A 21,419-nucleotide genomic window follows, 5' to 3' on the forward strand; every position below is an offset into this window, starting at 1 on the left:
GGCTTAACGTTGCTCGGCTTTGTCGTACGATAAGTTTTGACCGTTTGTCGCGATGACTTGTTTGTACCAGTCGAACGAATCCTTTTTCATCCGTTCCATCGAACCGTTGCCTTCATTGTCACGGTCGACATAAATCATCCCGTAGCGTTTTTTCATCTCGCCCGTCGTAAACGACACGATATCGATGATGCCCCATGGCGTGTAACCCATCAGTTCGACGCCGTCTTCCGTGACCGCTTCCGTCAACGCTTCGATGTGCGTTTTCAGGTAATCAATCCGCGCTGCGTCATGAATCTGACCGTCTTCAATCGTATCGACGGCCCCGAAGCCGTTTTCGACGATGAAGAGCGGGAGCTGATACCGGTCATAGAGACGGTTCAGGACGTAGCGGAGTCCGATCGGATCAATCGCCCAGCCCCAGTCGCTCGACTGGATGTACGGATTCTCGACACCGTTCGCAAGACCACCGTTAACGATGTTGCCTGTATTGTTGACAGTCGCATCGTGTTTGACGGTCGTCGACATATAATAGCTGAAGCCGATGTAGTCGACCGTTCCGTTTTTCAGGATCTCATCGTCGCCCTCGAGAATCGGAATCTGATGGCCTTCCCGTTCAAACTCTTTTAAGGCATAGTTCGGATAATAACCGCGTGCCTGAACGTCCGGGAAGAAGTAGCGCTGACGCATCGATTTTTCCGCCAGCATGACATCTTCCGGATGCGACGAGTACGGATAAATCGGGACGTGCGAAATCATTGCCCCGATCTGGAAGTCGGGATTGATTGCTTTCCCTTTCGCGACCGCAAGGGCACTGGCAATCAACTCATGGTGACCGGTCTGATACATGACTTCCATCGCGTTTTCACCCGGCTCGACTTTGACACCGGAGTTCGTCCAAAGGAACAACGGGTTTTCGACATCCATCTTATTGTTGATTTCGTTGAACGTCATCCAGTACGTGACTTTGTCTTTGTAACGCGTGAAGCAGACTTCAGCGAACCGTTCGAAGAATTCAGCCACTTTGCGGTTGCGGAACCCGCCGTATTCACGGGCCAGGTGCAACGGCATCTCGAAGTGTGACAGCGTGATGATCGGTTCGATGCCGTGTTTCAATAACTCATCAAAGACGTCATCATAAAACTGCAGTCCGGCTTCGTTCGGTTCCGCTTCATCGCCGTTCGGGAAAATCCGGCTCCAGCCGATGGATGTCCGGAGACATTTTAATCCCATCTCGGCGAATAGCGCGATGTCTTCTTTATAGCGGTGGTAAAAATCGATTGCTTCATGGTTCGGATAAAACGTTCCTTCTTCAATCGTCTCGGTGATCCGGCGGGCGACGCCGTGTTCGCCTGCTGTCATGACGTCGACGACGCTTGGTCCTTTACCGCCGGCGTTCCAGCCGCCTTCAAATTGATGGGCAGCGAGTGCCCCGCCCCATAAAAAGTCGTTTGGTAATGTTTTCATCTTCATTTCCTCCTTGTTTCTGTCTCTTATTTTACGATCGTCAAAATCTCTGTGTTTGCTTTGACCGAACCGTTTTGCGTCGCAATGACTTCGGCGTAACTCGACGCGTTCGTGACGATGACCGGTGTAATTGTCTGTAAGCCGTGCTGTTCAATCATTGCCGCGTCAAACGTCAGCAATGTTTGACCCGCTTCGACATGCGTTCCGTCTTCAACATGTAACGTAAATGGCTGACCGTCCAAGCCGACGGTTTCGAGACCGACGTGAATTAAGACTTCAACACCACTCGTCGACCGGAGACCAATCGCATGTTTCGTCGGCGCAATCATGACGATTGTACCGGTGAATGGCGCGACGACTGTGTTGGACGTCGGGTGAATCGCAACACCTTGTCCCATAGCTCCTGAGGCAAACACTTCGTCCGGAACGTCCGATAATGGGACGACTTGTCCCGCGAGCGGTGCTTGAATCGTTTCTTCGTTCGTCAATGTCGCGCTGACTTCCTGAGCCGGCATCGGTGTTGTCGGAGCAGTTACGACCGGGGCAACTTTTTCTTCTCCAAAACCAAGGATTTGAATCAGAACGATTGGCAAAATCAAGGCAATCGCCGTTCCGATCAACAATCCGACAATCGACGACGGATAATCGGAACTGATGCCGTTGACGAGGGTCAATGGTCCCGGGAGACCAGCGTAAGCAAAGTAATACGGTTTGAAGAAGCTGGCAACGACCGCTCCGACCGCTCCCGAGATACAGCCGTAAATGAACGGTTTCTTAAAGCGTAGCGTCACCCCGTAAATCGCCGGTTCCGTAATTCCGAAAATTCCGGTCAGACCGGCCGAAATCCCGACTTTTTTTGTTTCTGTATTGCGTGTTTTTAAAATGACACCGATAACGGCACCGACCTGGGCGATGACGGCAATCGTCTGGTACGCCTGGAACGAATCCCGACCGTATTGTTCGAAGTTCGCCAGGACCATCGGCGTGACGCCCCAGTGGACACCGAAGATGACGATGATTTGCCAAAAACCGCCGATGATGAGTCCGGCCAACGCCGGTGCATTTTCCGCTAAATAATTGTATCCGTTTGCAATTCCTTCCGCTCCGAGGGTCGTGATCGGACCGATGACGAGAATCGTCAACGGGACCATGATGACCATACAGAAGAACGGGACGAACAACGGCTTGATGACATCATTGATCGTCCGGTTCAGGAACCGTTCGAGGTAAGACAGTAACCAGACGAGGAACAACGGCGGTAAGACCGATGACGTGTAGGTTGTTCCCGATAACGCGATACCGATGAATGAAATCGACTCGCCGGACGTGATCCGTCCCGCCATCTCAGCCCACGTCGGACTGACAAGTGCCGCACTACAGGCGACGGCGATGAACTGATTGACTTTAAAATGATTCGCTGCCGTGATCGCAATGAAAATCGGCAGGAATGTAAACGGTGCCCATGATATAAAGCTGAACACTTCATATGTTCCCGTCGCGGCAAAGTCTTTAAACACAAGCGAAATTAAGATGAGTGCCCCTTGCAGGATACCGGCTGCCGCTAAAATATAGACGAACGGTGCAAACACTGCGGACATCGTCGCGATGATCCGGTTTAAGATTGTGCCTTTCGGTGCTTCGGTTCCCTGATCCGAATTCCCGTCATCTAATGAAACGAGTGGACGAAATGCTTCATAGACTTCTCCGACGTGTTGCCCGATGACGACCTGGAACTGACCGCCTGATTCGACGACCGTGATGACGCCCGGTAAAGCAGCTACCTGGTCTTTTGCTTTCGCATCCGACCGTTTCAACACTAAACGCAACCGTGTTGCACACCGCGCGACACTGATGATATTGTCCTCGCCGCCGACCGCTTCTAAAATCGAATGCGCCAGCTGCTGATAATCCCGCACTTTACTCATCCCTGAACCCCCTTATGGTGTAAATCCGTATCGTACGTTCTTATTATAATTGTACATGTACAATTTATCAATCCATATTTAATTTAATTATTCGTATTATTTAGTTCGAAATCGTCTTATGCTATAGTAAAAAAGCAGAACAATTACTGGAAAATGAGGGTGAACCATGCTGAAATACCAACAGACGGCAACGGAAATCGAAGCCTATATCGAGCAACATGCGTTACAGCAAGGAGATAAATTACCGGTTCTCGATCACTTGATCCGTCAATTCGAAGTCAGCAAAACGACGATGACGAAAGCACTGGAACTACTGGAGCGAAAAGGTACCATCTTTCAAGTCCGCGGCAGCGGTATTTTTGTCCGAAAGACCAATCGAAAAGGCTATATCGAGCTGTTTTCGACGCAAGGTTTTAAGCAGAATCTCGTCGAGCACGACATCCAGTCCAAAGTCCTGTCGTTTGAGCTGATTCCGTGTCCGGAAGCGATCGCTGAAAATCTCGGCTGTACGACCGGTGACATGGTTTATTTCATTAAACGGATCCGTTACATCGACGGCAATATCATGTGTCTTGAGGAGTCCTATTACCGTCAAACCATCGTGCCTTACTTAAACCGGGAAATCGTTGAACAGTCGATCTTCGAGTACCTCGAGACGGCGCTTGGCCTGAACATCGGGTTTTCGGACATGTATATGCATGTCGGCAAGTTACCGGATGCGATTGCCAAACACTTGAAGCTGACAGCCGGTGATCCGGCGTTGACGGTCGAGACAATCTTCCACCTGACGAATGGCCGGCCGTTTGACTATTCCGTCATCACCTATCATTATGAGCACTCGCAATTCGTCGTTCAGGCGAACGGCTTGTATTTATGAGGGGGATGGTCGCATGAATGAAGAAATATTGTTTTTTTACGCACTTTTCGCAGGCGGAATCGTCTGTATAATCTTAAGTATCTTGTTATACTTCTGGCTCCGCGAGGATACCGGAATCGAATTTTCCACGTTCGGCCGACTCGTTTTCATGTGTTTAGTTGGTGTCGGACTCATCTGGTATACGGCTCCGAGTTTGAAGTACGTCGTTTATCATGACTATGCGACGACTAAAGGAGTCTGTACGGTGGAATACGATGATCAATCCAAACCGCGGACGATTGATCTTTATTACGATGAAACAGGAGACTATTTCAGTTTCTTGGATCGGGCAGACCTCGGCGCATACGGACCGGACGTCCCGTATACCTGTCACGTGACAACGACAAAAGATCATGAATTTGAGATTTCTTATCGGATTTATGATGTCAAGACGAACAAGTTATTGTATTCGTCTGAATAACTGATACGTTTAAAAAGGAGTACTGTTTAGTTTATGTCATTACTATTTTTTACACTGGCCGGACTTGCTGAAATCGGCGGTGGTTATTTAATTTGGCTGTGGTTGCGGGAGGGACGCCCTGCTTATTTCGGACTGCTCGGCGGTCTTTCGCTTGCATTGTACGGGGTCATCGCAACCTGGCAGACGTTCCCGACTTTCGGCCGGGTCTATGCCGCATATGGCGGAGTATTTATTGTCCTTTCGCTTCTTTGGAGTGCCGGCATCGATAAAAAAACACCCGATTTTTACGACTGGCTCGGCGGCGGGATTTGTTTGCTTGGTGTCGCTGTTATCTTATTTGGTCCGAGGAATTAATACTTACAGGAAATTCGGATTGACGAACTTGTTTCTTGAAAAGGATGTGTCCAGATGAATGCTGAAATCATCACTTATTTTTTCATTTTTTTATTGGGTATCGCGTTTGTCTTACCGGCCTGTTATATTCTTGTCCTTCATTTCGGCAATAGGCAGTATGCTTTCTTAAAGAAGCTCAAGTGGACGGGTGTTCTGTTTCTTGGATTGCTGTGTCTGTGGATGACAATGCCGAGCTTCACCGAGATGGTGTTTCGGGATTACCGTGTATTAGAAAGCGCCTGTGTTCTGGAACCGTCTGAATCAAAAGGAACATCGATCGATATCACGTTAACGGAAACCAACGACACGTTTTCTTTCCGTGACGCACCTGATCTTGAAGCTTACGACAAAAAGGTTCCGTATTATTGTCAGGTGACGACGACCCGGAATCAAGAATTCGGAATCGATTACCGGGTCTATGACAAAAACACGAAAAAGCTGCTTTATACGAATTGAACAGACAAAACAAGCGGAGTCCCTGTTCACAGGAACTCCGCTTATTTACTGTTCGATACCCGCTCGTTCAGCCGGTTCAAGAAACAGTTCATCATCAAATGTCGTCAGCTCAATCATCCGGCCGTCTTTTTCGTACCAGGCAGCCAGTCCTTCCCGGTCGATCCATTTCCAGCCGGCTTGCCGGATCCGCATTTCGTATAATACGCCTGGACCTTCTAATTCCGACACAAGATGCGTCTTGACTAATAAACCCTCCGGCTTTTCCTGAACCGTCCCCGTTCGTGGAATCGGAAAACCATTTACGTTTGACGTTTCAAACAGATAATACCAAGCCGTTCCGCTGATGATCACCACGGTTAATACACCTGCCAGGCACTTTCCCACGCGTCGCGTATTCATGTCATCCCGCCCTCTTCATTCATCTATGTATCCATTTGATTTTACCAATCATTTCCTTAACTTGACCTCCTGCTCAGGGCGGATTCTTAACGGACAAACAAAATGAAAACGAATAAGAAACGTGTCATTTTTGTGAAAAGATGTGAAAAGAAATGAAAAAAATTAATATTTTTTCATTTATCTTGACGACAAGACGTCTTCCTTACAGTCTCAACGGTTTGACAACTCCCGGCACAGAGCCGTTTTTAGTCATTTTCAAGTCGTCAAGCGGCTTAGCGACTTGACTTCATTTCCTACTATGTTACGATACGAACTTATTAAAGGGAGTGAACAGAACTTATGAAATTCAGAAAAGAAAAAGTCAATGTCGTCGACATGAAGCAAACCAAAAAAAGTGTCTACGCGACCGGAATTGGGAATGCGATGGAATGGTTCGATTTTGGTCTTTATTCCTATCTCGCAATCATCATCAGTCAAAACTTCTTTAGCGCTGTTGAAAATGATGAACTGAAGCTTGTCTTTACCTTTGCGACGTTTGCGATCGCTTTTTTAATGCGACCAATCGGCGGAATCGTTTTCGGACGAATCGGAGATCGCCTTGGACGAAAGGTTGTCCTGACGACAACAATCGTCATGATGGCAGCGTCCACCCTGCTCATCGGTTTGTTACCAACGTATGATCAAATTGGGATTTGGGCACCGATTCTACTGTTACTGGCTCGGATTCTACAAGGTTTCTCAACCGGCGGTGAATATGCCGGCGCGATGGTTTATATCGCGGAATCATCACCGGACAATAAACGAAGCGCCCTCGGAAGTGGTCTTGAAATCGGGACACTCGGTGGTTACATTTTAGCTTCGATTCTTGCGACTGTGCTGTTCGTCACGTTATCCGACGATCAAATGGCATCGTGGGGCTGGCGGATTCCGTTTATCTTAGGAGCACCGCTCGGACTGTTTGGTCTGTACTTGCGTCGCCACCTCGATGAATCACCAATTTTCGAAAATGAAATTAATGAAAATACGGAAGAACCGGCATCGTTCCGCGAAATTCTCCGGGACCACAAACGCGATATCATCGTTTGTTTCATCGCCGTTGCGTTCTTCAACATTACGAACTACATGTTACTGTCGTATATGCCGTCTTACCTGAATGAAGTCATGGGCATCTCAAGCTCAACGAGTACGATTTTGATTACCGGTGTCATGTTCATCATGATTCCGCTCGCGTACTTCTTCGGTAAACTCAGCGACAAAAAAGGGAATCGTAACATCGTCCTGTTTGCATTGGCCGGTCTGTCGATTCTGTCGATTCTCTCGTTCTACCTGATTGGTCTGAAGCCACTCTTGTTCGTCGGAATCGGAATCTTCATTCTTGGATTCTTCCTCGCCATCTTCGAGGGAACGATGCCAAGTCTGTTGCCGAGTATCTTTTATACAGACGTCCGTTACCGGACATTGTCTGTCACATTTAACGTTTCCGTCTCGATTTTCGGCGGAACGACACCACTTGTCTCGACATGGCTCGTCCATACGACACAAAATCCGCTCGCACCGGCGTATTACCTGACAGCCGTCAGCGTGATCGGCTTCATCACGTTCTTCTTCTTTTTCAAGAGCACATCGGGTAAAGCCTTAAAAGGTTCCCACCCGACCGTCTCGACGGAAAAAGAACTGCAAGCCGTTGCCAAAAAACCGGATGATGCTTTATGGTGGACTGAATAATCGATTAAAAAAAGACCGGTTTCGCTTCTGCGATGCCGGTCTTTTTGCTTATTTTGAAACGGACGTCTGCGTCAATGTTACACCGTTTGAGGCAATGACTTCCTTGTACCAGTAAAATGAATCTTTTCGTGACCGTGCCCGTGTTCCCGACCCGTCATCATGTTTGTCGACATAGATGAATCCGTACCGTTTGCTGTATTCCCCGGTCGACGCACTGACGAGGTCGATGCAGCCCCAGCTTGTATACCCCATCATCTCGACACCGTCCCCAATGGCTTCCATCATCGCTTTCAAGTGACCTTCGAGATACGCGATCCGGTACGAGTCATGAATCGCACCGTCCGCTTCGACTTTATCGTAGGCACCGAGTCCGTTTTCGACGATGAACAATGGAATCTGATACCGGTCATATAATTTATTTAAGATGATCCGTAACCCGTCCGGATCGATTTCCCAGCCCCAGTCGCTTGCTTTCAAGTACGGATTCTTGACGCCGCTCATGATGTTTCCGCCGGCATCGTTTCCGTCTTTCTCCGCTTTTTCCGTCCGCGACATGTAATAACTGAGCGAGAAGAAATCGACGGTGTAGTCACGCAACAATTCAAGATCGCCGTCTTCGACAACCAGTTCGATATTGTTTTCAGTGAAGAAACGGTCGGCAAACGCCGGATAGGTCCCGCGGACGTGAACATCCCCGCAGAAATAGTTCATCATCCGTTCTTCTTCCAGGGCGAACTGGACGTCGACCGGGTTTGAGCTGAACGGATAAACCGGAGCGGCAATCAGCATGCAGCCGATTTGCATCGTCGGATCAATTTCCCGGGCAGCTTTCGTCGCCAGACTGCTCGCGACGAACTGGTGATGCAGGCCTTGATAGGTCGACTGCAACATGTTTTCGTCTTCGCGGACCGCCATCCCGAGACTGAGCATCGGCATGAACTGGGCACCATTGATTTCGTTAAATGTCAGCCAGTATTTGACCTTTCCTTGATAACGCTCGAACAAGACCCGGCTGTAGCGTTCAAAGAACGTCACGAGCCGGCGGTCGCGCCAGCCGCCGTATTCTTTTGCCAAATGGAGCGGCAGTTCGTAATGCGAAATCGTGACGAGCGGCTCAATGCCGTGTTTCAGCAATTCATCAAAGACGTTGTCATAAAACTGCAGACCCGCTTCATTTGGTTCCGTTTCGTCCCCGTTCGGGAAGATCCGGCTCCAGGCGATCGACATCCGGTACGTTTTGAAGCCCATTTCGGCAAACAGGGCAATGTCTTCTTTATAGTGACTGTAAAAATCAATGCCGTCATGATTCGGATACGTATACTCTTCTTTTAACTCGAAATCGAACTGCGGATCATGGATGACCTGCATCCGGTGTTTTCCGCCCGGCATGACATCGGCAATCGACAATCCTTTCCCGCCCGTCGCGTTGGCCCCTTCGAGTTGATTGGCAGCCGTTGCGCCGCCCCATAGAAAATCGGATTTGATCTGTTTCATGAATAATTCCTCCTCTGATTGGTTTTAGACTAAAATGCGTAAGACATCGCGTGACGGTTCGACCGTTCCTTGATACGTCGGTAAGACGTCGAGATAACTCGCTGTATTCGTCACGATGATTGGTGTGATGACGTCATATCCGGCTTGTTTGATCTGCTCGATATCAAAGCGGATCAACGGATCACCGACACGGATGGATTGACCACTCTCGACGAACGACTCAAAGTGTTGACCGTTCAGCTGGACGGTGTCGAGACCGATGTGAACCAAAATTTCAACGCCGGTGTCTGACCGTAAACCGATCGCATGTTTCGATGGATACACCGTGACGACTTCCCCGTCAAATGGGGCATAGACGACACCTTCATCCGGAATGATCGCTAATCCTTTTCCCATTGCGCCGCTTGAGAAGACGGCATCATCGACTTGTTCAAGTGAAATGATTTCACCTTTGACCGGTGCGAGGACCGGTAAGCCGACCTGTTCGCTGATCGTCGGTATTTCTTGCGTCACCTGTTCGTTGTCGCGGGCAAAGAAGTATGTCAGTCCGAACGACACGAGTGTCGCGACAGCAAGACCAATCAGTGCACCCCAGAACGTCAAGTTGAGACCGTCCTGCGGAATCATGACCGGAATACCGAAAATCCCGAGTCCGCCCATCGCGTAGGAAGCTGTTCCGAGCCCGCCGACGACCAAACCGCCGGCTGCTCCACCGACAACACCGAAAATGAATGGTTTTTTCCGCGGCAACGTCAAACCGTACATTGCCGGTTCCGTGATGCCGAAGATGCCGGCAATCGTCGAAGATGTACCAAGTCCTTTGATTTTCGGATCTTTCGCCCGCATCGTGATGGCGAAGACGGCACCGACCTGACCAAATGTCGCCATCAGGACACCGACTGTAATCGTGTCAAAACCGTTGACGGCCAGGTTATTGATGATGATCGGGACCAGTCCCCAGTGGAGACCAAACATGACGAAGATTTGCCAAAAGGCTCCGATGAAGGCAATCGCGATGACCGGACTCAAGTTGTAGAGGAACGAGTAACCGGCTGCAAGCCCTTGGCTCGCGTATGTCGCAAGTGGTCCGATCGCAAGGAACGTTACCGGAACGACGATCATCAGGACGAGCATCGGTGTCGTAAAGTTTTTGACCGCTTCATGCGAGTGACGGTTAAAGAATTTTTCAAGTTTTGATGAGACGAGCGTCGCCAAGATAATCGGAATGACGGATGAAGCATAACTCATCAGAACGACCGGAATCGTCAGGAAGGTCAGACTCTCGCCGGAAGCTTGCAGGGCGACGATCGACGGATAGACGAGCGCGCCCCCGATAATCATCCCGATATACGGATTGCCGCCGAATTTTTTTGCTGCCGAATGTCCGAGGACGACCGGGAGGAAGTAAAACAGGGCGTCCGCCGTCGCGTTCAGGACGATGTACGTACCCATCGTCGGTGTCAATAAGCCAGTCGCAACAAGAATCGCGAGCAACCCTTTTAACAGTCCGCTTCCTGCCATCGGTCCGAGGATTGGTGTGAAGATACCGGCAATCGTATCGATGAAGCGGTTGAATAAACTGGTCTTTTCCGTTTCTTCCGACGTTTCCTGACCGATTCCATTCAGTTCGTTGTAAACATCGCCGACATGGTTGCCGATGACGACCTGGAACTGTCCGCCGCTCTTGACGACGGTAATGATACCGTCGACCTGTTTTAACGCTTCGGCATCCGCTTTTTGTTCATCCTTTAGTTTAAAACGTAACCGTGTCGCACAGTGAAAAACCGTCTTGACGTTGTCTTCGCCCCCGACCAATCGGACGATGTCTTGTGCAAGTGCTTGATATTTGCCCACCTGACTCACTCCATTCTTGATTTTTTGGAATAAAAAAACCTAAACGACGACAAGTGAAAAACACCTGTAATCCTTTAGGTTTGGCCCGTCGATGCGGTAACCATCCTTACGCACGATTCTGTTTCATGAGATTCTCGATATGAATCATCAAGTAAAGCCGCTCATCCTTTGAGACGGCATAGTCATACTTTCCGGTAATCAAACTGGCAATCTTTTCGACACATTCAAAAGCGAGCGGATAACGTGATTTGACCATTTCATACAATTCTTCGTCTCCCCCTGCCTTCAGCATCGATTTAGAGACAATCCGCTGGACAAAAAACTTGAGATGCGTTAAAAAACGGGCGTACGCGTGAGACTCTTCGTCCAGTTCGACCTGGAAATGATAGGTTATGATCGTCATGATGGCCTGCGTTGCCTTCGTCATTTCGGTGACGATATGCAAACTTTCACCTTTGACACCGGACATCGAGGCATTGACCAGATGCAACGCGATTGAGACCGCCTCCTCTTCGTCAAGATTGACGCCGTGCCGTTCATTGATCAGCCGGACCGCTTCTTTGCCGGCCGCAAACTCCGGACCATAAAACCGTTTGACTTCCCAGACGAGCGGATTCCGGATCATGATTCCATCTGCATATCGTGACAGTGCGTAGTGGATATGATCGGCCAATGTCACGTACACCGTATCATGCAGCGATTTATTGAGTCTGGCTTCGGCCATCTTGACGATTTCCTTGACCGTCTCGATTTCAGCCTGCGGCATCTCGTTCAAAAAATCGATGAATCGTTCCCGGCTCTCTTTACTCTCGAGCGTAAAGACTTTTTCGATCCGCGATTCATCAATCACATCGCCCATCCGTTTTTGAAATGCGATTCCCCGCCCCATGACCACATGTTCCTGTCCGTTCGATTCAATCGCCACGACATTGTTATTAAAGACTTTCACGATTTGCACGGAACCCCTCACCTCCACCCTTAGAGCATCGTATTGAAAAGAAAAAACCTAAATTCATATCCATCGCCGCAACACGCAACAGATATCAATTTAGGTTTTGCCTGCTTTCGCAGTAACAATCCTGATTGGTTTATTCTTTTCATTACTAGAATACGATGGAATGGATGCTGCGTCAATCCTTTTTATGAAGCGCTTTCAAAATATATTTTGAAACAGAAAAAACAAGCACTCCTTGAGACACAGAGCGCTTGCTTCAACTGTTAGGACAACTGTTTCAAGATCAGTTTCACTTGCTGGATTTGGTAGTTCTCGACGTGTAACAGTTCGAGATCGTACGCCTCTGTCTCATACCGTTCCCCGACCTGATAGTCCGTTCCTTTTGCCTGGATGAACCCGGCAATCGTATCGATTTCGTCCGCATCAGGAAACGTCAGGTTAAAGCGCTCAACTAAATCTGCGAGGAGAACTGTTCCCGACAGTTGGTATTCCGTCTTTGAAATCGTTTCGATATCAGCCTGTTCATCTTCATCAAACTCATCGCGGATCTCACCGACGATTTCTTCAAGCAAGTCCTCCATCGCAATCATCCCGGCAGTCCCGCCGTATTCGTCGATGACGAGCGCGATGTGGGAACGCGTCACCTTCATCTTCAGCAGCGTTTCCTGAAGCGGTGTGATTTCCGATACAGCGGGAATGTCTTTCAGATACTTTCGTAAATCCCGCTGTTGATCGTTTGCCTGATCCGTCAGGACTTCCTTGACGTTGACGTAGCCGATGATTTTGTCTTTATCGAAATCTTCAATGACCGGATAACGCGTGTACTGATTGTCGGTCATGACCTGCAGGACTTCCGTCCACGTCATGCTGAGCGAGAGCGTCGTCACGTTCATCCGCGGCACCATGATGTCTTTCGTCACCCGCTCATCAAACGCAAACACGTTTTGCATCAAGGCGAGTTCCGTCTGATTGATTTCACCGCTCTTAAAGCTTTGCGACATGATGATTTTCAACTCTTCTTCCGAGTGGGCTTGTTCGTGTCCTGCCGGCTGAACGCCGAACAGACGTAAGAAAATCCGGGCCGAACCGTTCATGACCCAGATGAACGGGTACATGATTTTACCGAACACATATAACGCCGGCGCAAGGAGTAATGTCATCCGTTCTGCATACTGGATCGCCAGTGTCTTTGGTGCGAGCTCTCCGATGACGACGTGCAGGAATGTGACCGAAACGAAAGCAATCGTGTACGACAGGATCGTCGACAGCGCCGCAGCGACACCAAATTCATCGAACACCGGTCCGAGCAACTTTTCGACGGTCGGTTTCCCGAGTGCTCCAAGACCGAGTGCCGTAATTGTGATTCCGAGCTGACAGGCGGACAGATAGTAGTCCAAATCACTGGCGACTTTTTTTGCCAGGACCGCGCCCTTATTTCCTTCCTGAATCATTTGATCAAGCCGCGACATCCGAACCTTGACGACCGCAAACTCCGAGCCGACGAAAAACGCCGTTAAGACAATCAACAATACAAGCAACGCCAAATTCAATACCAACAATATGTCCAATCCATTCCCCTGAGACAGGGGGTCACCTCCAGTAAAATAGTTTGAATCGTAAAATGATTCCTGCATTTAAACCGTACAGTAAAACGTTATGGTTATTATAGTATCGGATGACCTTCAAATTAGCAACTGTTTTGAATCGTCTTTTTTGCTGAATTATCAGAATAATCGGATTACAGTTTCTAAAAGGAGTACTTTTGATACTAGGTTTCTTTTGTCTGGATAGCGGCAATATAAGAGCTATGCACATCAACATCTCAAGTTAAAACAGTTTAAAACAAAGCTTCTTGAAGTTAAGTGATGTTCTAAAATCGTAAGTGGAGAGGTAGTGGATTTTTATGGAAAAAACAAGAAAAGGTTTCTCGTCGTACTTACGACCAGAAGCAGATGGTGCAGGTCGTAACATTTCCTGGAGTTCAATCATCGCAGGAGTCGTATCATTTTTCGCACTCTTAATTACATTCAGCTTAATCGGTTCTGCGATCGGCTTTGGCGTCACGGACGTCACATCCAACAATCCGTTTGACGGTGTCGGGATCGGCTTAGCCATTTGGGCGATCCTCTCACTTTTGATCTCATTGTTCGTCGCCGGCTTCGTTTCCGGTGTGACATCATCGCGTGCCGGACTCGTTCACGGGTTCCTGACATGGTCGACAAGTGTCATTCTCTTGTTCGCTTTGTTGACATTCACGACAATCAACACGTTCCAAACAGTCGGTTCTGTGCTTGGTACAGTCGGTGGTGCAGCAGGTCAAGGTGTCGGCGCCATCGCCAGCACAACATCAGATGCTGTCTCAAAAGGATTCAGCTCAGTGACGGATAATGTCTCAAACGTCGATACAAAAGAACTTGAAGGAAATGTCGATGAGATTCTGAAAGATACAGACATTCCGGAATTACAACCGAACTACTTGCAAGGGCAGCTCGATGCCGTCAAAGATGACGCAACAGCAGCCGGTAAAGACGTTTTAACAAAACCGGAAGACTTCGACAAAATCGTCAGCGATCTCGGTGACAAATTGACAGCACGTTCAGAAAAAATCCAAAAATCAGTCGATGAAGATAAAATCGCTGAAGCCGTTGCTCAAAACACAGACCTTTCACAAGCAGAGGCTGACAAAGCAACGAAAAATATCGTTGACGGTTTAAACCAGGCAACAAGCGAAACAAGCAAACAAATCGAAAACGCAAAACAAACACTTGATGAAACATCAGCTGATCTCAAGAAAACAGTTGAAGATGTTCGTGTTCAAACAGAACAAGCGACACAAACAGCATCTAAAGTTTCAATCTGGGGCTTCGTCGCTCTCATCTTAACGATGATCGTGACATCAATCGCCGGCATCACAGGTTCACGTGTTGCTTCACGCGGTCGTATCGCCAACAAATAATTAAATGTTTGCAGCCGAAGGTCCTAGCGACCTTCGGCTTTTTTGTTTGACAATCGTTTTAAATCTGTTAGGCTGTTAACTAACGACCGTTAGGAAGGTGACGAAATGAAAGCTTCATTATTATTACAAACGGCCCTGCGGCACTTTGCCCAGCATGGTTATGAAGGAGCGTCCTTACAGGAGATCGCGCAGGACGTCGGCATCAAGAAACCTTCGATTTACGCGCATTACCGCGGAAAAGATGATTTATTTTTGACGGCGATGCGTTACGCCCTCGACACTCAAAAAACGCATCTCGCCACGTACTTTATCTCGACCCGTCATCTGTCACTCGAGCAGAGTCTGAAAGGTTTTTTTGACTGGTTCCTCGAGGAAAGCACCCAAAATGATCAGCTGAAATTCATTTTACGGATTGCTTATTTTCCTCCCGTCAAACTCGAACGGGAAGTGACGGATTTGATTAATCCGTTTTTTGATACGATGCAACGCCATTTGACGCGTTTGTTACGGGAACGCAATCGGACGGAACAGATTTTATATTCGGATGATTATGCCAGTGCCGCCCTCGCTTATTTGACGGTGACGGAAGGGACGATGACCGAGTTCGTGTTCAATGGCGTCGCCGCGTATGAACGGCGTTTCACCGCCGTTTGGCCGATTTTTTGGCGGGGACTTGTCCGCTGATGATTTAAACTACAGAAACAGAGGAATTCACCATGCAAAACAACAAATTGATCTTAGGCACCCTGTTGCTTAACCTGTTTATCGCCTTTCTAGGGATTGGTCTTGTCATTCCCGTCACGCCGACCATCATGAACGAGCTGAACATTTCCGGTTCGACCGTCGGTTACATGGTCTCGGCATTCGCCTTTGCCCAGCTTGTATTATCTCCGCTCGCCGGCCGGGCCGTCGACAAGTACGGCCGCAAGCCGATGATCATCATCGGTCTGTTCATCTTCAGCATGTCGGAACTGCTGTTTGGTCTCGGTAAATCGGTCGAAGTCTTATTTGCGTCGCGGATTTTGGGCGGCGTCAGTGCCGCCTTCATCATGCCGGCCGTCACAGCGTTCATCGCGGATATTACGACAAACGAAACCCGTCCAAAAGCCCTCGGCTATATGTCGGCGGCGATTTCGACCGGTTTCATCATCGGACCGGGCATCGGCGGTTTCCTGGCCGACATCGGAACGCGGATGCCGTTTTTCTTTGCCGCCGCATTTGGACTCACGGCAATGATCTTGTCCGTCTTTACATTACGCGAACCGGAACGGCATTATGAACAGACAACGATTCCCCAGCAGAAGACCGGTTTCCGGAAAGTCTTTTCACCGCTCTACTTCATCGCTTTTATGGTGCTGCTGATTTCTTCTTTCGGACTCGCGTCGTTTGAGTCACTGTTTGCCCTGTTTGTCGACCGGAAGTTTGGCTTCACGGCAAAAGATATCGCGCTCGCGATTTCACTCGGGGCAATCGTCGGTGTCATCGTCCAGGTCGGCTTGTTTGAACGCCTGACGCGCTGGTTCGGTGAGATTCGTCTGATCCGCTACAGCCTGATCGGTTCGACATTGCTCGTCCTCGTCATGACCTATGTGACGAGTTACCTTGCGATTATTCTCGTGACGATGGTCGTCTTCGTCGGCTTTGACTTGATGCGCCCTGCCGTCACGACGTATCTGTCGAAGATTGCCGGAAACGAACAAGGTTTCGTCGGCGGAATGAACTCGATGTTTACGAGTATCGGAAATATTCTCGGACCAATCATCGGTGGGATCCTGTTTGACGTCGATCTCAACTATCCGTTTTATTTCGCGACCGTCATGCTTGCCATCGGCATCGCCCTGACGTTCGTCTGGCGGGAACAACAGCCGGCTGATCTGACGGCTGAAGAAAAAACATCATGACAAAAGGCCCGCACGTGTTACGTATTCTTAAAAGAATTCGTGTCCGTTCGGGCCTTTTTTTGATTTGTGATTATCAAAAAATCAATTTAGCCAAATCTTTCATATCGGATACAACATACGTTGCGACAGTTTGATCCGCCGGCATGTCCGCAACCAGGCAGGAGTCAATTCCAGCTTGATGTCCCGATAGTACGTCAAGTTCTCGGTCACCAATCATGATGGTTTCAGCTGGTTCCATCTGATAGTGTTTCATCAGATACTGAATTGCGGCCGGATCCGGCTTTCGGGCAAATCCCCGCTCCGCCGTCACTACATCCCGGAAGATCCCTGTCAATCCGTTCGCCTGTAACAGTTTAAACGTCGATGCTCCGCGATGCGTCAGGATGTAGTTATGTCCGTCGTGTTTTTGAATGGAGCGGCAAAGCTGCGGTATTTCTTTAAACGGTTGAGCCGCTTTAAGTTCTGTTTGTGCTTTTTGTTCTTTAAACCGTGAAATCGTCTCCGCATCAAGGCCATACTTTTCATAGGCCGTTTTCGCCGAGATTTTCATCGCTTCCAAAATCGACTCAATCGCAACATTCTGTCCCTGACTGCGTAACGTCTCCTGCAAGACATTAGCCATGACCGGATAGGTATCAAACAGCGTCCCGTCAAAATCCCAAATCACATGCCGGTACATGGAATCGCCTCCTGCCGGACAATCCAGTCCTGTACTCGGGTCAGTTTATCCGTTTCCGGATTTTTCAAATAGTCGAAGGCTTTTAAGACAAGCGGTGACGCGTTCGACGCTTCGACGTCTGTCCGGCTGACCCAGGACGAACCGGTCGAATCCTGCCCGTCAAATGTCTTTGGTACAGACCGTTCCCCAACTGCTTCTAACACGCGGAAAAATACGCCGATATGATGCAGATGCGACGCCCGGTGCCAGTCGGTCTGAAGGAAAAATTCAAACGTTCCAAGCAACTGTTTGGAACGGACCGTCAGCCCGGTTTCCTCTTGGAATTCACGGTCCAGCGCGTCCGGCAACGTCTCGAAATCTTCCAGACTCCCGCCCGGCAAATCGTACCGGTACGTGTACGGTCCGCCCTGCTTATGAATGACGAGCAATTTTCCTTCATTATAATAGATGCCGTATGTACCGAATGCCCGGTGAAACGTGGGTTCGTTTGTATTCATGATTCATTCTCCCTCATATACGTTGTTAACCACTACGTTGTTAACCACCGCTCGACCGATTGTAACGTCCCTTCTAAATGGCCGCCAAACGTCGGATCACTTTCCGTTCCAAGCAGCGTGACCTTGTTCTGCAATGCACTTTCCAGTCGAATCGGTCGGTAGACGGGAAAATCGATTAACGGTTCAGCATCTGCTTTCGCTGCCGTCTCCGGTTCATTTGCCCAATCCTGATACAAAACGGCAATCGGATGACCGGCTTCCTCTCCGAATAAACGGATCAACTGTTCGATGACCTGCCGCTTTACTGCTGTTTCTCCAAGCGTTGCACGCTCCGTTGCCTTCAGGCGGAAAAATCCGAATAGGGCTCCGGGGCCGGTCGGCGGTGACGCATCATGGATTTCCTGCAGCACACCGGACCAGCTGATGGCGAAACCGGATCGACCGCTTTGCCGCCAAAATGGGGTATCGTACACGGCGACCACCTTCGCTTGCCCGGCCATCCAGGTTGGTGTTGTCCTCAGTTGATCGTGCACGGATTCTGGTAAAGCGGGACGCCATTGGATCAGTCCGTTGAGTCGCGGCGGGAGTGTCACGATAACGTGATCAAACGTTTGCCGGATTCGGCTCCCACTCTGCTCCATCGTCAGTTCAACCTGATCCGTTGCCTCAATCGCCGTCACACGGTGCGCCAGTTGAATCGTTCCGGGATGCAGCCGTTCCGCCAGCGCCTCCGTCACGCTGTGCATTCCGTTTACCAGTCTGTGCGATAAAACCGTTTGACCGTCCGGTAACCGGTGTTGTTCGACTTGCCCCGGTGACCGTTCGAGCATCATCGTCCCTTCGATCGCCTGAACAAGGACCGGCAGTTGCAGACTCTCAATCAGCGTCGTCATCAAACGTTCTGTTTCCGGCCAATACCAGGTTGGTCCGAGATCAAACGCATAGGACTGATCTTTAAGCGTCACCGTTTTCGTCAGGACCCGGCCGCCGATCCGGTCACGTGCTTCAAAAATCGTGACCTCATCTCCCCTTTCCTGCAGACGCGAAGCGGTGTACAAGCCGGTCAGACCGGCACCGACGACAGCGATTCGTGGTATGTTGATCCCTTCTTTCCAGTGATTTCCTTCTCAGTGTACCGAAAAACAATTCGACCGCCTACTCTTTAACATAAGCAAACAAAAAAACAGAGCGTCATCCGACACTCTGTTCGTCGTTCCTTAGGATGATTGCATATGTTGCCAGTCGTCTTCATCAAAGATCGACTGGACCCATTCGGTGGAAACATATAATGATTTGGCGATGGCTTCGTCGGATTTCCCGAGTTTACGTAGCAAATGGACGATTCGAATCCTTCGCTCGAGTTCACGCTCGTCAGGTAACAATTCCGGCATCATGTCGGCGCCTCCTTTCTCTCTTTAAGCCAACCGTCATCGTTTTGTTTAAGTTACCCGTTTATCGGTTGAATATTCCGATAATTCAAGAGGTTCGATGATTTTTGATAAAGAGTCTCAAAAAAGTAACAGTCTGTTTTTTATTCAAATGTAAAAAGAACTTTACAAAATGTAAAACATACTTTACAATTTAAGTACTAACTAATGAAGGAGAAACTGTGATGAAGCTGACGAACCGGGTTAAATCGTTGCGGAGCAGCAACGGATGGACGCAGGAACAATTTGCTCAGATGATCGGTGTTACGCGTCAAACCATCATTTCGCTTGAAAAAGGCAGTTACACCCCATCTCTGTTGCTTGCGATGCAGATTGCACGGGTGTTCGAGCGTCCGGTCGAATCGATTTTCTACTTGGAGGAGGAATCGGAATGAAACGTGTCATCATTCAATCGTGTTTAAACATTTGTATGTATTTTCTGGCAGCTGTTTTCATTAGTTCTATTCACGATCAACTAAATGTTTTTCAAAATGATCCGGTCAAAGGAACCGGCTTCAATCTGACACTGGACCTTTCCATTATTCTTCCTGTCATACTGGTCGCAATTGGTCTTTCGGTCACCGGCTACTGGATGCGAACAGATAAGAAGAGTTCTTTTTCCAAGTGGTCGTCGTCGACTACAGAGTTTTCTGATCAAGATGAACGGGAAGAAGTGATCACAGGAAAGGCAACACGCGCCGCCTATGTGACTTTTTTAATTACTTTACCCGCTCTAATGATTTGCTTTTTATTTGATGTTCCGCTGATGTCGATTTTTCCAAACTTTTCATTTTACGCCATTGCGCTCGTCTTAACAGCAGGAACGCTTTCCTATATGGCGGCCTGGGTCTATCATTACCAACGCTAAACACTCATAAATGCTTTACGAAAAAGTACTGGGTCTGTCCTTCCGCCGGATGATCGGGCAGACGACCGTATTCCTCGAATCCGAGTTTTTCATAAAAGCCCGGTGCCTGAAAGCTGAACGTATCAAGCAAGATCTTACTGCATGATTTTTCTTCGGCAATTGATTCGATTTTTGCCATCAGCTGTTTTCCGGTACCGCCGATTCGGTTTTCCGGGTCGACCCATAAAAAGTGCACCTGCAGATGATTCCACACATAACTTGCCGTAACACCGCCGAGGAGTTGCTCGTCTTCATCCCATGCCAAAAAGCAATATGGTTCCGTTTCCATAAAGAGCGTTGCCGGAACGTGTTGTCGGTTATAAGCAATCAGTTGCTCCCGGATCCATTGCCCATCTTCCGTCGTACCGCTTGTAATTTCCATCATTCAAAACCCCCGATTGAAATATTTTACAATACGTTCTCATCATATCATGGAGAGAAAAGAAAAAGAGGCGCCGCTTGGCACCTCTTTTTTTTACTTCTTAAATTCTTTTTCTGTACCATCGGCAAACTCGATCTCGACTTCAAGACGGGTCGCGTCATTGATGCCAAAGACTTTCTCGACTTGAGCAATCGCGTCATCATTTGACGTATCGGCATCAAGGTTCAGTTCGTCGAGCTTGGCATCCAGCGTCTTCATCGCTTCATTGCCTTGCGCCTGCTCACCGTTCATCTTGTAATCGGCTTCCGTCCCGTCGTTATCACGGTCATAACTAATGTCGACGGCGTCCATCATGTCCGAAGTATCTGCCTCGACTGACAGACTGACGAATCCGTAATCTTTGTCGGCATTGTCCGTCACTGTATCCTGATCTTGTGTCCCTGACGTATCGTCGTTCATCGTGCTGTCATCCGTCATCGAATTATCATTTGTCGTTGTCGTTTCCTCGACTTTTTCCGTTTCCTGATTGTCCGAATTGCCGCATCCTGCGGCAAACAGGGCAAGACCAAGAACCGGTACCAAATATGTCTTCTTCATTAGAATGACCCCCTCTTTTTTTGACTATCCCCCGGGTCAAGACACATAAATCATTTTAATGTGCGATTTCA

23 protein-coding genes are annotated in these 21,419 nt (G+C 48.8%); 10 read left to right on the plus strand and 13 right to left on the minus strand.

Going from position 1 to position 21,419, the window contains the following annotated elements; translation table 11 throughout:
* Positions 1 to 3: 3 nt before the first annotated feature.
* Positions 4 to 1,464 carry a 6-phospho-beta-glucosidase BglA gene (gene bglA, locus N7U64_RS04410; RefSeq protein WP_318928653.1) on the minus strand — a complete coding sequence of 487 codons (1,461 nt, stop codon included), beginning with the start codon at positions 1,462 to 1,464 and terminating at the stop codon, positions 4 to 6.
* A 26-nt stretch (positions 1,465 to 1,490) separates the two neighbouring features.
* Entirely contained in the window at positions 1,491 to 3,389 is a 1,899-nt protein-coding gene (locus tag N7U64_RS04415) for a beta-glucoside-specific PTS transporter subunit IIABC (RefSeq protein WP_318928654.1), read from the minus strand.
* A 166-nt stretch (positions 3,390 to 3,555) separates the two neighbouring features.
* Between N7U64_RS04415 and N7U64_RS04420 the strand changes: the two genes are divergently transcribed.
* The 4 genes from N7U64_RS04420 to N7U64_RS04435 are packed head-to-tail and all read left to right on the plus strand — an operon-like array spanning position 3,556 to position 5,575.
* Positions 3,556 to 4,266 carry a GntR family transcriptional regulator gene (locus tag N7U64_RS04420; RefSeq protein WP_318928655.1) on the plus strand — a complete coding sequence of 237 codons (711 nt, stop codon included), beginning with the start codon at positions 3,556 to 3,558 and terminating at the stop codon, positions 4,264 to 4,266.
* A 13-nt stretch (positions 4,267 to 4,279) separates the two neighbouring features.
* Positions 4,280 to 4,726: a hypothetical protein gene (locus tag N7U64_RS04425; RefSeq protein ID WP_214854797.1), complete on the plus strand. Its 447-nt coding sequence runs from the start codon at positions 4,280 to 4,282 to the stop codon at positions 4,724 to 4,726.
* 33 nt (positions 4,727 to 4,759) lie between these two features.
* Complete coding sequence (locus N7U64_RS04430; protein ID WP_214854800.1) at positions 4,760 to 5,080, plus strand: YnfA family protein; 321 nt, start codon at positions 4,760 to 4,762, stop codon at positions 5,078 to 5,080.
* Positions 5,081 to 5,134: 54 nt separating this feature from the next.
* Positions 5,135 to 5,575 (plus strand): hypothetical protein, encoded by a 441-nt coding sequence (locus N7U64_RS04435; protein WP_318928656.1) that lies wholly within the window; start codon positions 5,135 to 5,137, stop codon positions 5,573 to 5,575.
* A gap of 45 nt (positions 5,576 to 5,620) precedes the next feature.
* On the opposite strand, the gene N7U64_RS04440 is transcribed toward N7U64_RS04435, so the two are convergent.
* Positions 5,621 to 5,974, minus strand: a complete 354-nt coding sequence (locus N7U64_RS04440) for a hypothetical protein (protein WP_318928657.1) — start codon at positions 5,972 to 5,974, stop codon at positions 5,621 to 5,623.
* Positions 5,975 to 6,313: 339 nt separating this feature from the next.
* On the opposite strand from N7U64_RS04440, the gene N7U64_RS04445 reads away from it, so the two are divergent.
* Positions 6,314 to 7,699 (plus strand): MFS transporter, encoded by a 1,386-nt coding sequence (locus tag N7U64_RS04445; RefSeq protein ID WP_188004278.1) that lies wholly within the window; start codon positions 6,314 to 6,316, stop codon positions 7,697 to 7,699.
* Between the two features lie 48 nt (positions 7,700 to 7,747).
* On the opposite strand, the gene N7U64_RS04450 is transcribed toward N7U64_RS04445, so the two are convergent.
* The 4 genes from N7U64_RS04450 to N7U64_RS04465 all read right to left on the minus strand — a co-directional run bounded on the left by N7U64_RS04450 (position 7,748) and on the right by N7U64_RS04465 (position 13,570).
* Complete coding sequence (locus N7U64_RS04450; RefSeq protein WP_318928658.1) at positions 7,748 to 9,193, minus strand: 6-phospho-beta-glucosidase; 1,446 nt, start codon at positions 9,191 to 9,193, stop codon at positions 7,748 to 7,750.
* Between the two features lie 24 nt (positions 9,194 to 9,217).
* Positions 9,218 to 11,047, minus strand: a complete 1,830-nt coding sequence (locus tag N7U64_RS04455) for a beta-glucoside-specific PTS transporter subunit IIABC (RefSeq protein WP_318928659.1) — start codon at positions 11,045 to 11,047, stop codon at positions 9,218 to 9,220.
* 106 nt (positions 11,048 to 11,153) lie between these two features.
* Complete coding sequence (gene licT, locus N7U64_RS04460; RefSeq protein WP_318928660.1) at positions 11,154 to 12,005, minus strand: BglG family transcription antiterminator LicT; 852 nt, start codon at positions 12,003 to 12,005, stop codon at positions 11,154 to 11,156.
* Between the two features lie 260 nt (positions 12,006 to 12,265).
* The gene (locus N7U64_RS04465; protein ID WP_318928661.1) at positions 12,266 to 13,570 is read right to left on the minus strand and encodes a hemolysin family protein; all 1,305 of its coding nucleotides are present in this window, start codon (positions 13,568 to 13,570) and stop codon (positions 12,266 to 12,268) included.
* Positions 13,571 to 13,905: 335 nt separating this feature from the next.
* Between N7U64_RS04465 and N7U64_RS04470 the strand changes: the two genes are divergently transcribed.
* The 3 genes from N7U64_RS04470 to N7U64_RS04480 all read left to right on the plus strand — a co-directional run bounded on the left by N7U64_RS04470 (position 13,906) and on the right by N7U64_RS04480 (position 16,859).
* Positions 13,906 to 14,958, plus strand: a complete 1,053-nt coding sequence (locus N7U64_RS04470; protein WP_318928662.1) for a hypothetical protein — start codon at positions 13,906 to 13,908, stop codon at positions 14,956 to 14,958.
* Positions 14,959 to 15,063: 105 nt separating this feature from the next.
* Positions 15,064 to 15,642 carry a TetR/AcrR family transcriptional regulator gene (locus N7U64_RS04475; RefSeq protein ID WP_012370324.1) on the plus strand — a complete coding sequence of 193 codons (579 nt, stop codon included), beginning with the start codon at positions 15,064 to 15,066 and terminating at the stop codon, positions 15,640 to 15,642.
* 32 nt (positions 15,643 to 15,674) lie between these two features.
* On the plus strand, positions 15,675 to 16,859 hold the full coding sequence (locus N7U64_RS04480) for an MFS transporter (protein ID WP_318928663.1): 1,185 nt from the start codon (positions 15,675 to 15,677) through the stop codon (positions 16,857 to 16,859).
* Between the two features lie 73 nt (positions 16,860 to 16,932).
* Here N7U64_RS04480 and N7U64_RS04485 read toward each other — a convergent pair whose 3' ends face one another.
* From N7U64_RS04485 to N7U64_RS04500, 4 genes are all read right to left on the minus strand, one after another.
* Complete coding sequence (locus tag N7U64_RS04485) at positions 16,933 to 17,538, minus strand: HAD-IA family hydrolase (protein ID WP_318928664.1); 606 nt, start codon at positions 17,536 to 17,538, stop codon at positions 16,933 to 16,935.
* Positions 17,523 to 18,035: an NUDIX hydrolase gene (locus N7U64_RS04490; protein WP_318928665.1), complete on the minus strand. Its 513-nt coding sequence runs from the start codon at positions 18,033 to 18,035 to the stop codon at positions 17,523 to 17,525. The genes N7U64_RS04485 and N7U64_RS04490 overlap by 16 nt, the downstream gene beginning before the upstream one ends.
* A 32-nt stretch (positions 18,036 to 18,067) precedes the next feature.
* The gene (locus N7U64_RS04495) at positions 18,068 to 19,138 is read right to left on the minus strand and encodes a flavin monoamine oxidase family protein (RefSeq protein WP_318928808.1); all 1,071 of its coding nucleotides are present in this window, start codon (positions 19,136 to 19,138) and stop codon (positions 18,068 to 18,070) included.
* A gap of 114 nt (positions 19,139 to 19,252) precedes the next feature.
* Positions 19,253 to 19,429, minus strand: a complete 177-nt coding sequence (locus tag N7U64_RS04500) for a hypothetical protein (protein ID WP_012370320.1) — start codon at positions 19,427 to 19,429, stop codon at positions 19,253 to 19,255.
* 218 nt (positions 19,430 to 19,647) lie between these two features.
* Here N7U64_RS04500 and N7U64_RS04505 point away from each other — a divergent pair, with 218 nt between their 5' ends.
* Positions 19,648 to 19,857 carry a helix-turn-helix transcriptional regulator gene (locus N7U64_RS04505; RefSeq protein WP_014970328.1) on the plus strand — a complete coding sequence of 70 codons (210 nt, stop codon included), beginning with the start codon at positions 19,648 to 19,650 and terminating at the stop codon, positions 19,855 to 19,857.
* Positions 19,854 to 20,330: a hypothetical protein gene (locus N7U64_RS04510; protein ID WP_114595897.1), complete on the plus strand. Its 477-nt coding sequence runs from the start codon at positions 19,854 to 19,856 to the stop codon at positions 20,328 to 20,330. Before N7U64_RS04505 ends, N7U64_RS04510 begins: the two co-directional genes overlap by 4 nt.
* A gap of 4 nt (positions 20,331 to 20,334) precedes the next feature.
* Here the strand turns inward: N7U64_RS04510 and N7U64_RS04515 are convergent, their stop codons facing one another.
* On the minus strand, positions 20,335 to 20,754 hold the full coding sequence (locus N7U64_RS04515) for a GNAT family N-acetyltransferase (RefSeq protein ID WP_318928666.1): 420 nt from the start codon (positions 20,752 to 20,754) through the stop codon (positions 20,335 to 20,337).
* Positions 20,755 to 20,844: 90 nt separating this feature from the next.
* The gene (locus N7U64_RS04520; protein ID WP_131504093.1) at positions 20,845 to 21,348 is read right to left on the minus strand and encodes a YusW family protein; all 504 of its coding nucleotides are present in this window, start codon (positions 21,346 to 21,348) and stop codon (positions 20,845 to 20,847) included.
* Between the last annotated feature and the right edge of the window lie 71 nt (positions 21,349 to 21,419).

The organism is Exiguobacterium sp. K1, from assembly GCF_033721435.1.
GTDB classification, from domain to species: Bacteria; Bacillota; Bacilli; order Exiguobacteriales; family Exiguobacteriaceae; genus Exiguobacterium_A; species Exiguobacterium_A artemiae.

Bases quoted from the DNA above. Each gene is read 5' to 3' on its own strand.
- N7U64_RS04470 (WP_318928662.1), top strand. From the start codon at position 13,906: ATGGAAAAAACAAGAAAAGGTTTCTCGTCGTACTTACGACCAGAAGCA.
- N7U64_RS04490 (WP_318928665.1), bottom strand. From the start codon at position 18,035: ATGAATACAAACGAACCCACGTTTCACCGGGCATTCGGTACATACGGC.
- N7U64_RS04450 (WP_318928658.1), bottom strand. From the start codon at position 9,193: ATGAAACAGATCAAATCCGATTTTCTATGGGGCGGCGCAACGGCTGCC.
- N7U64_RS04500 (WP_012370320.1), bottom strand. From the start codon at position 19,429: ATGATGCCGGAATTGTTACCTGACGAGCGTGAACTCGAGCGAAGGATT.
- N7U64_RS04415 (WP_318928654.1), bottom strand. From the start codon at position 3,389: ATGAGTAAAGTGCGGGATTATCAGCAGCTGGCGCATTCGATTTTAGAA.
- N7U64_RS04485 (WP_318928664.1), bottom strand. From the start codon at position 17,538: ATGTACCGGCATGTGATTTGGGATTTTGACGGGACGCTGTTTGATACC.
- N7U64_RS04515 (WP_318928666.1), bottom strand. From the start codon at position 20,754: ATGATGGAAATTACAAGCGGTACGACGGAAGATGGGCAATGGATCCGG.
- N7U64_RS04435 (WP_318928656.1), top strand. From the start codon at position 5,135: ATGAATGCTGAAATCATCACTTATTTTTTCATTTTTTTATTGGGTATC.
- N7U64_RS04420 (WP_318928655.1), top strand. From the start codon at position 3,556: ATGCTGAAATACCAACAGACGGCAACGGAAATCGAAGCCTATATCGAG.
- N7U64_RS04475 (WP_012370324.1), top strand. From the start codon at position 15,064: ATGAAAGCTTCATTATTATTACAAACGGCCCTGCGGCACTTTGCCCAG.
- bglA (WP_318928653.1), bottom strand. From the start codon at position 1,464: ATGAAAACATTACCAAACGACTTTTTATGGGGCGGGGCACTCGCTGCC.
- N7U64_RS04505 (WP_014970328.1), top strand. From the start codon at position 19,648: ATGAAGCTGACGAACCGGGTTAAATCGTTGCGGAGCAGCAACGGATGG.
- N7U64_RS04445 (WP_188004278.1), top strand. From the start codon at position 6,314: ATGAAATTCAGAAAAGAAAAAGTCAATGTCGTCGACATGAAGCAAACC.
- N7U64_RS04425 (WP_214854797.1), top strand. From the start codon at position 4,280: ATGAATGAAGAAATATTGTTTTTTTACGCACTTTTCGCAGGCGGAATC.
- N7U64_RS04440 (WP_318928657.1), bottom strand. From the start codon at position 5,974: ATGAATACGCGACGCGTGGGAAAGTGCCTGGCAGGTGTATTAACCGTG.
- N7U64_RS04520 (WP_131504093.1), bottom strand. From the start codon at position 21,348: ATGAAGAAGACATATTTGGTACCGGTTCTTGGTCTTGCCCTGTTTGCC.
- N7U64_RS04480 (WP_318928663.1), top strand. From the start codon at position 15,675: ATGCAAAACAACAAATTGATCTTAGGCACCCTGTTGCTTAACCTGTTT.
- N7U64_RS04430 (WP_214854800.1), top strand. From the start codon at position 4,760: ATGTCATTACTATTTTTTACACTGGCCGGACTTGCTGAAATCGGCGGT.
- N7U64_RS04510 (WP_114595897.1), top strand. From the start codon at position 19,854: ATGAAACGTGTCATCATTCAATCGTGTTTAAACATTTGTATGTATTTT.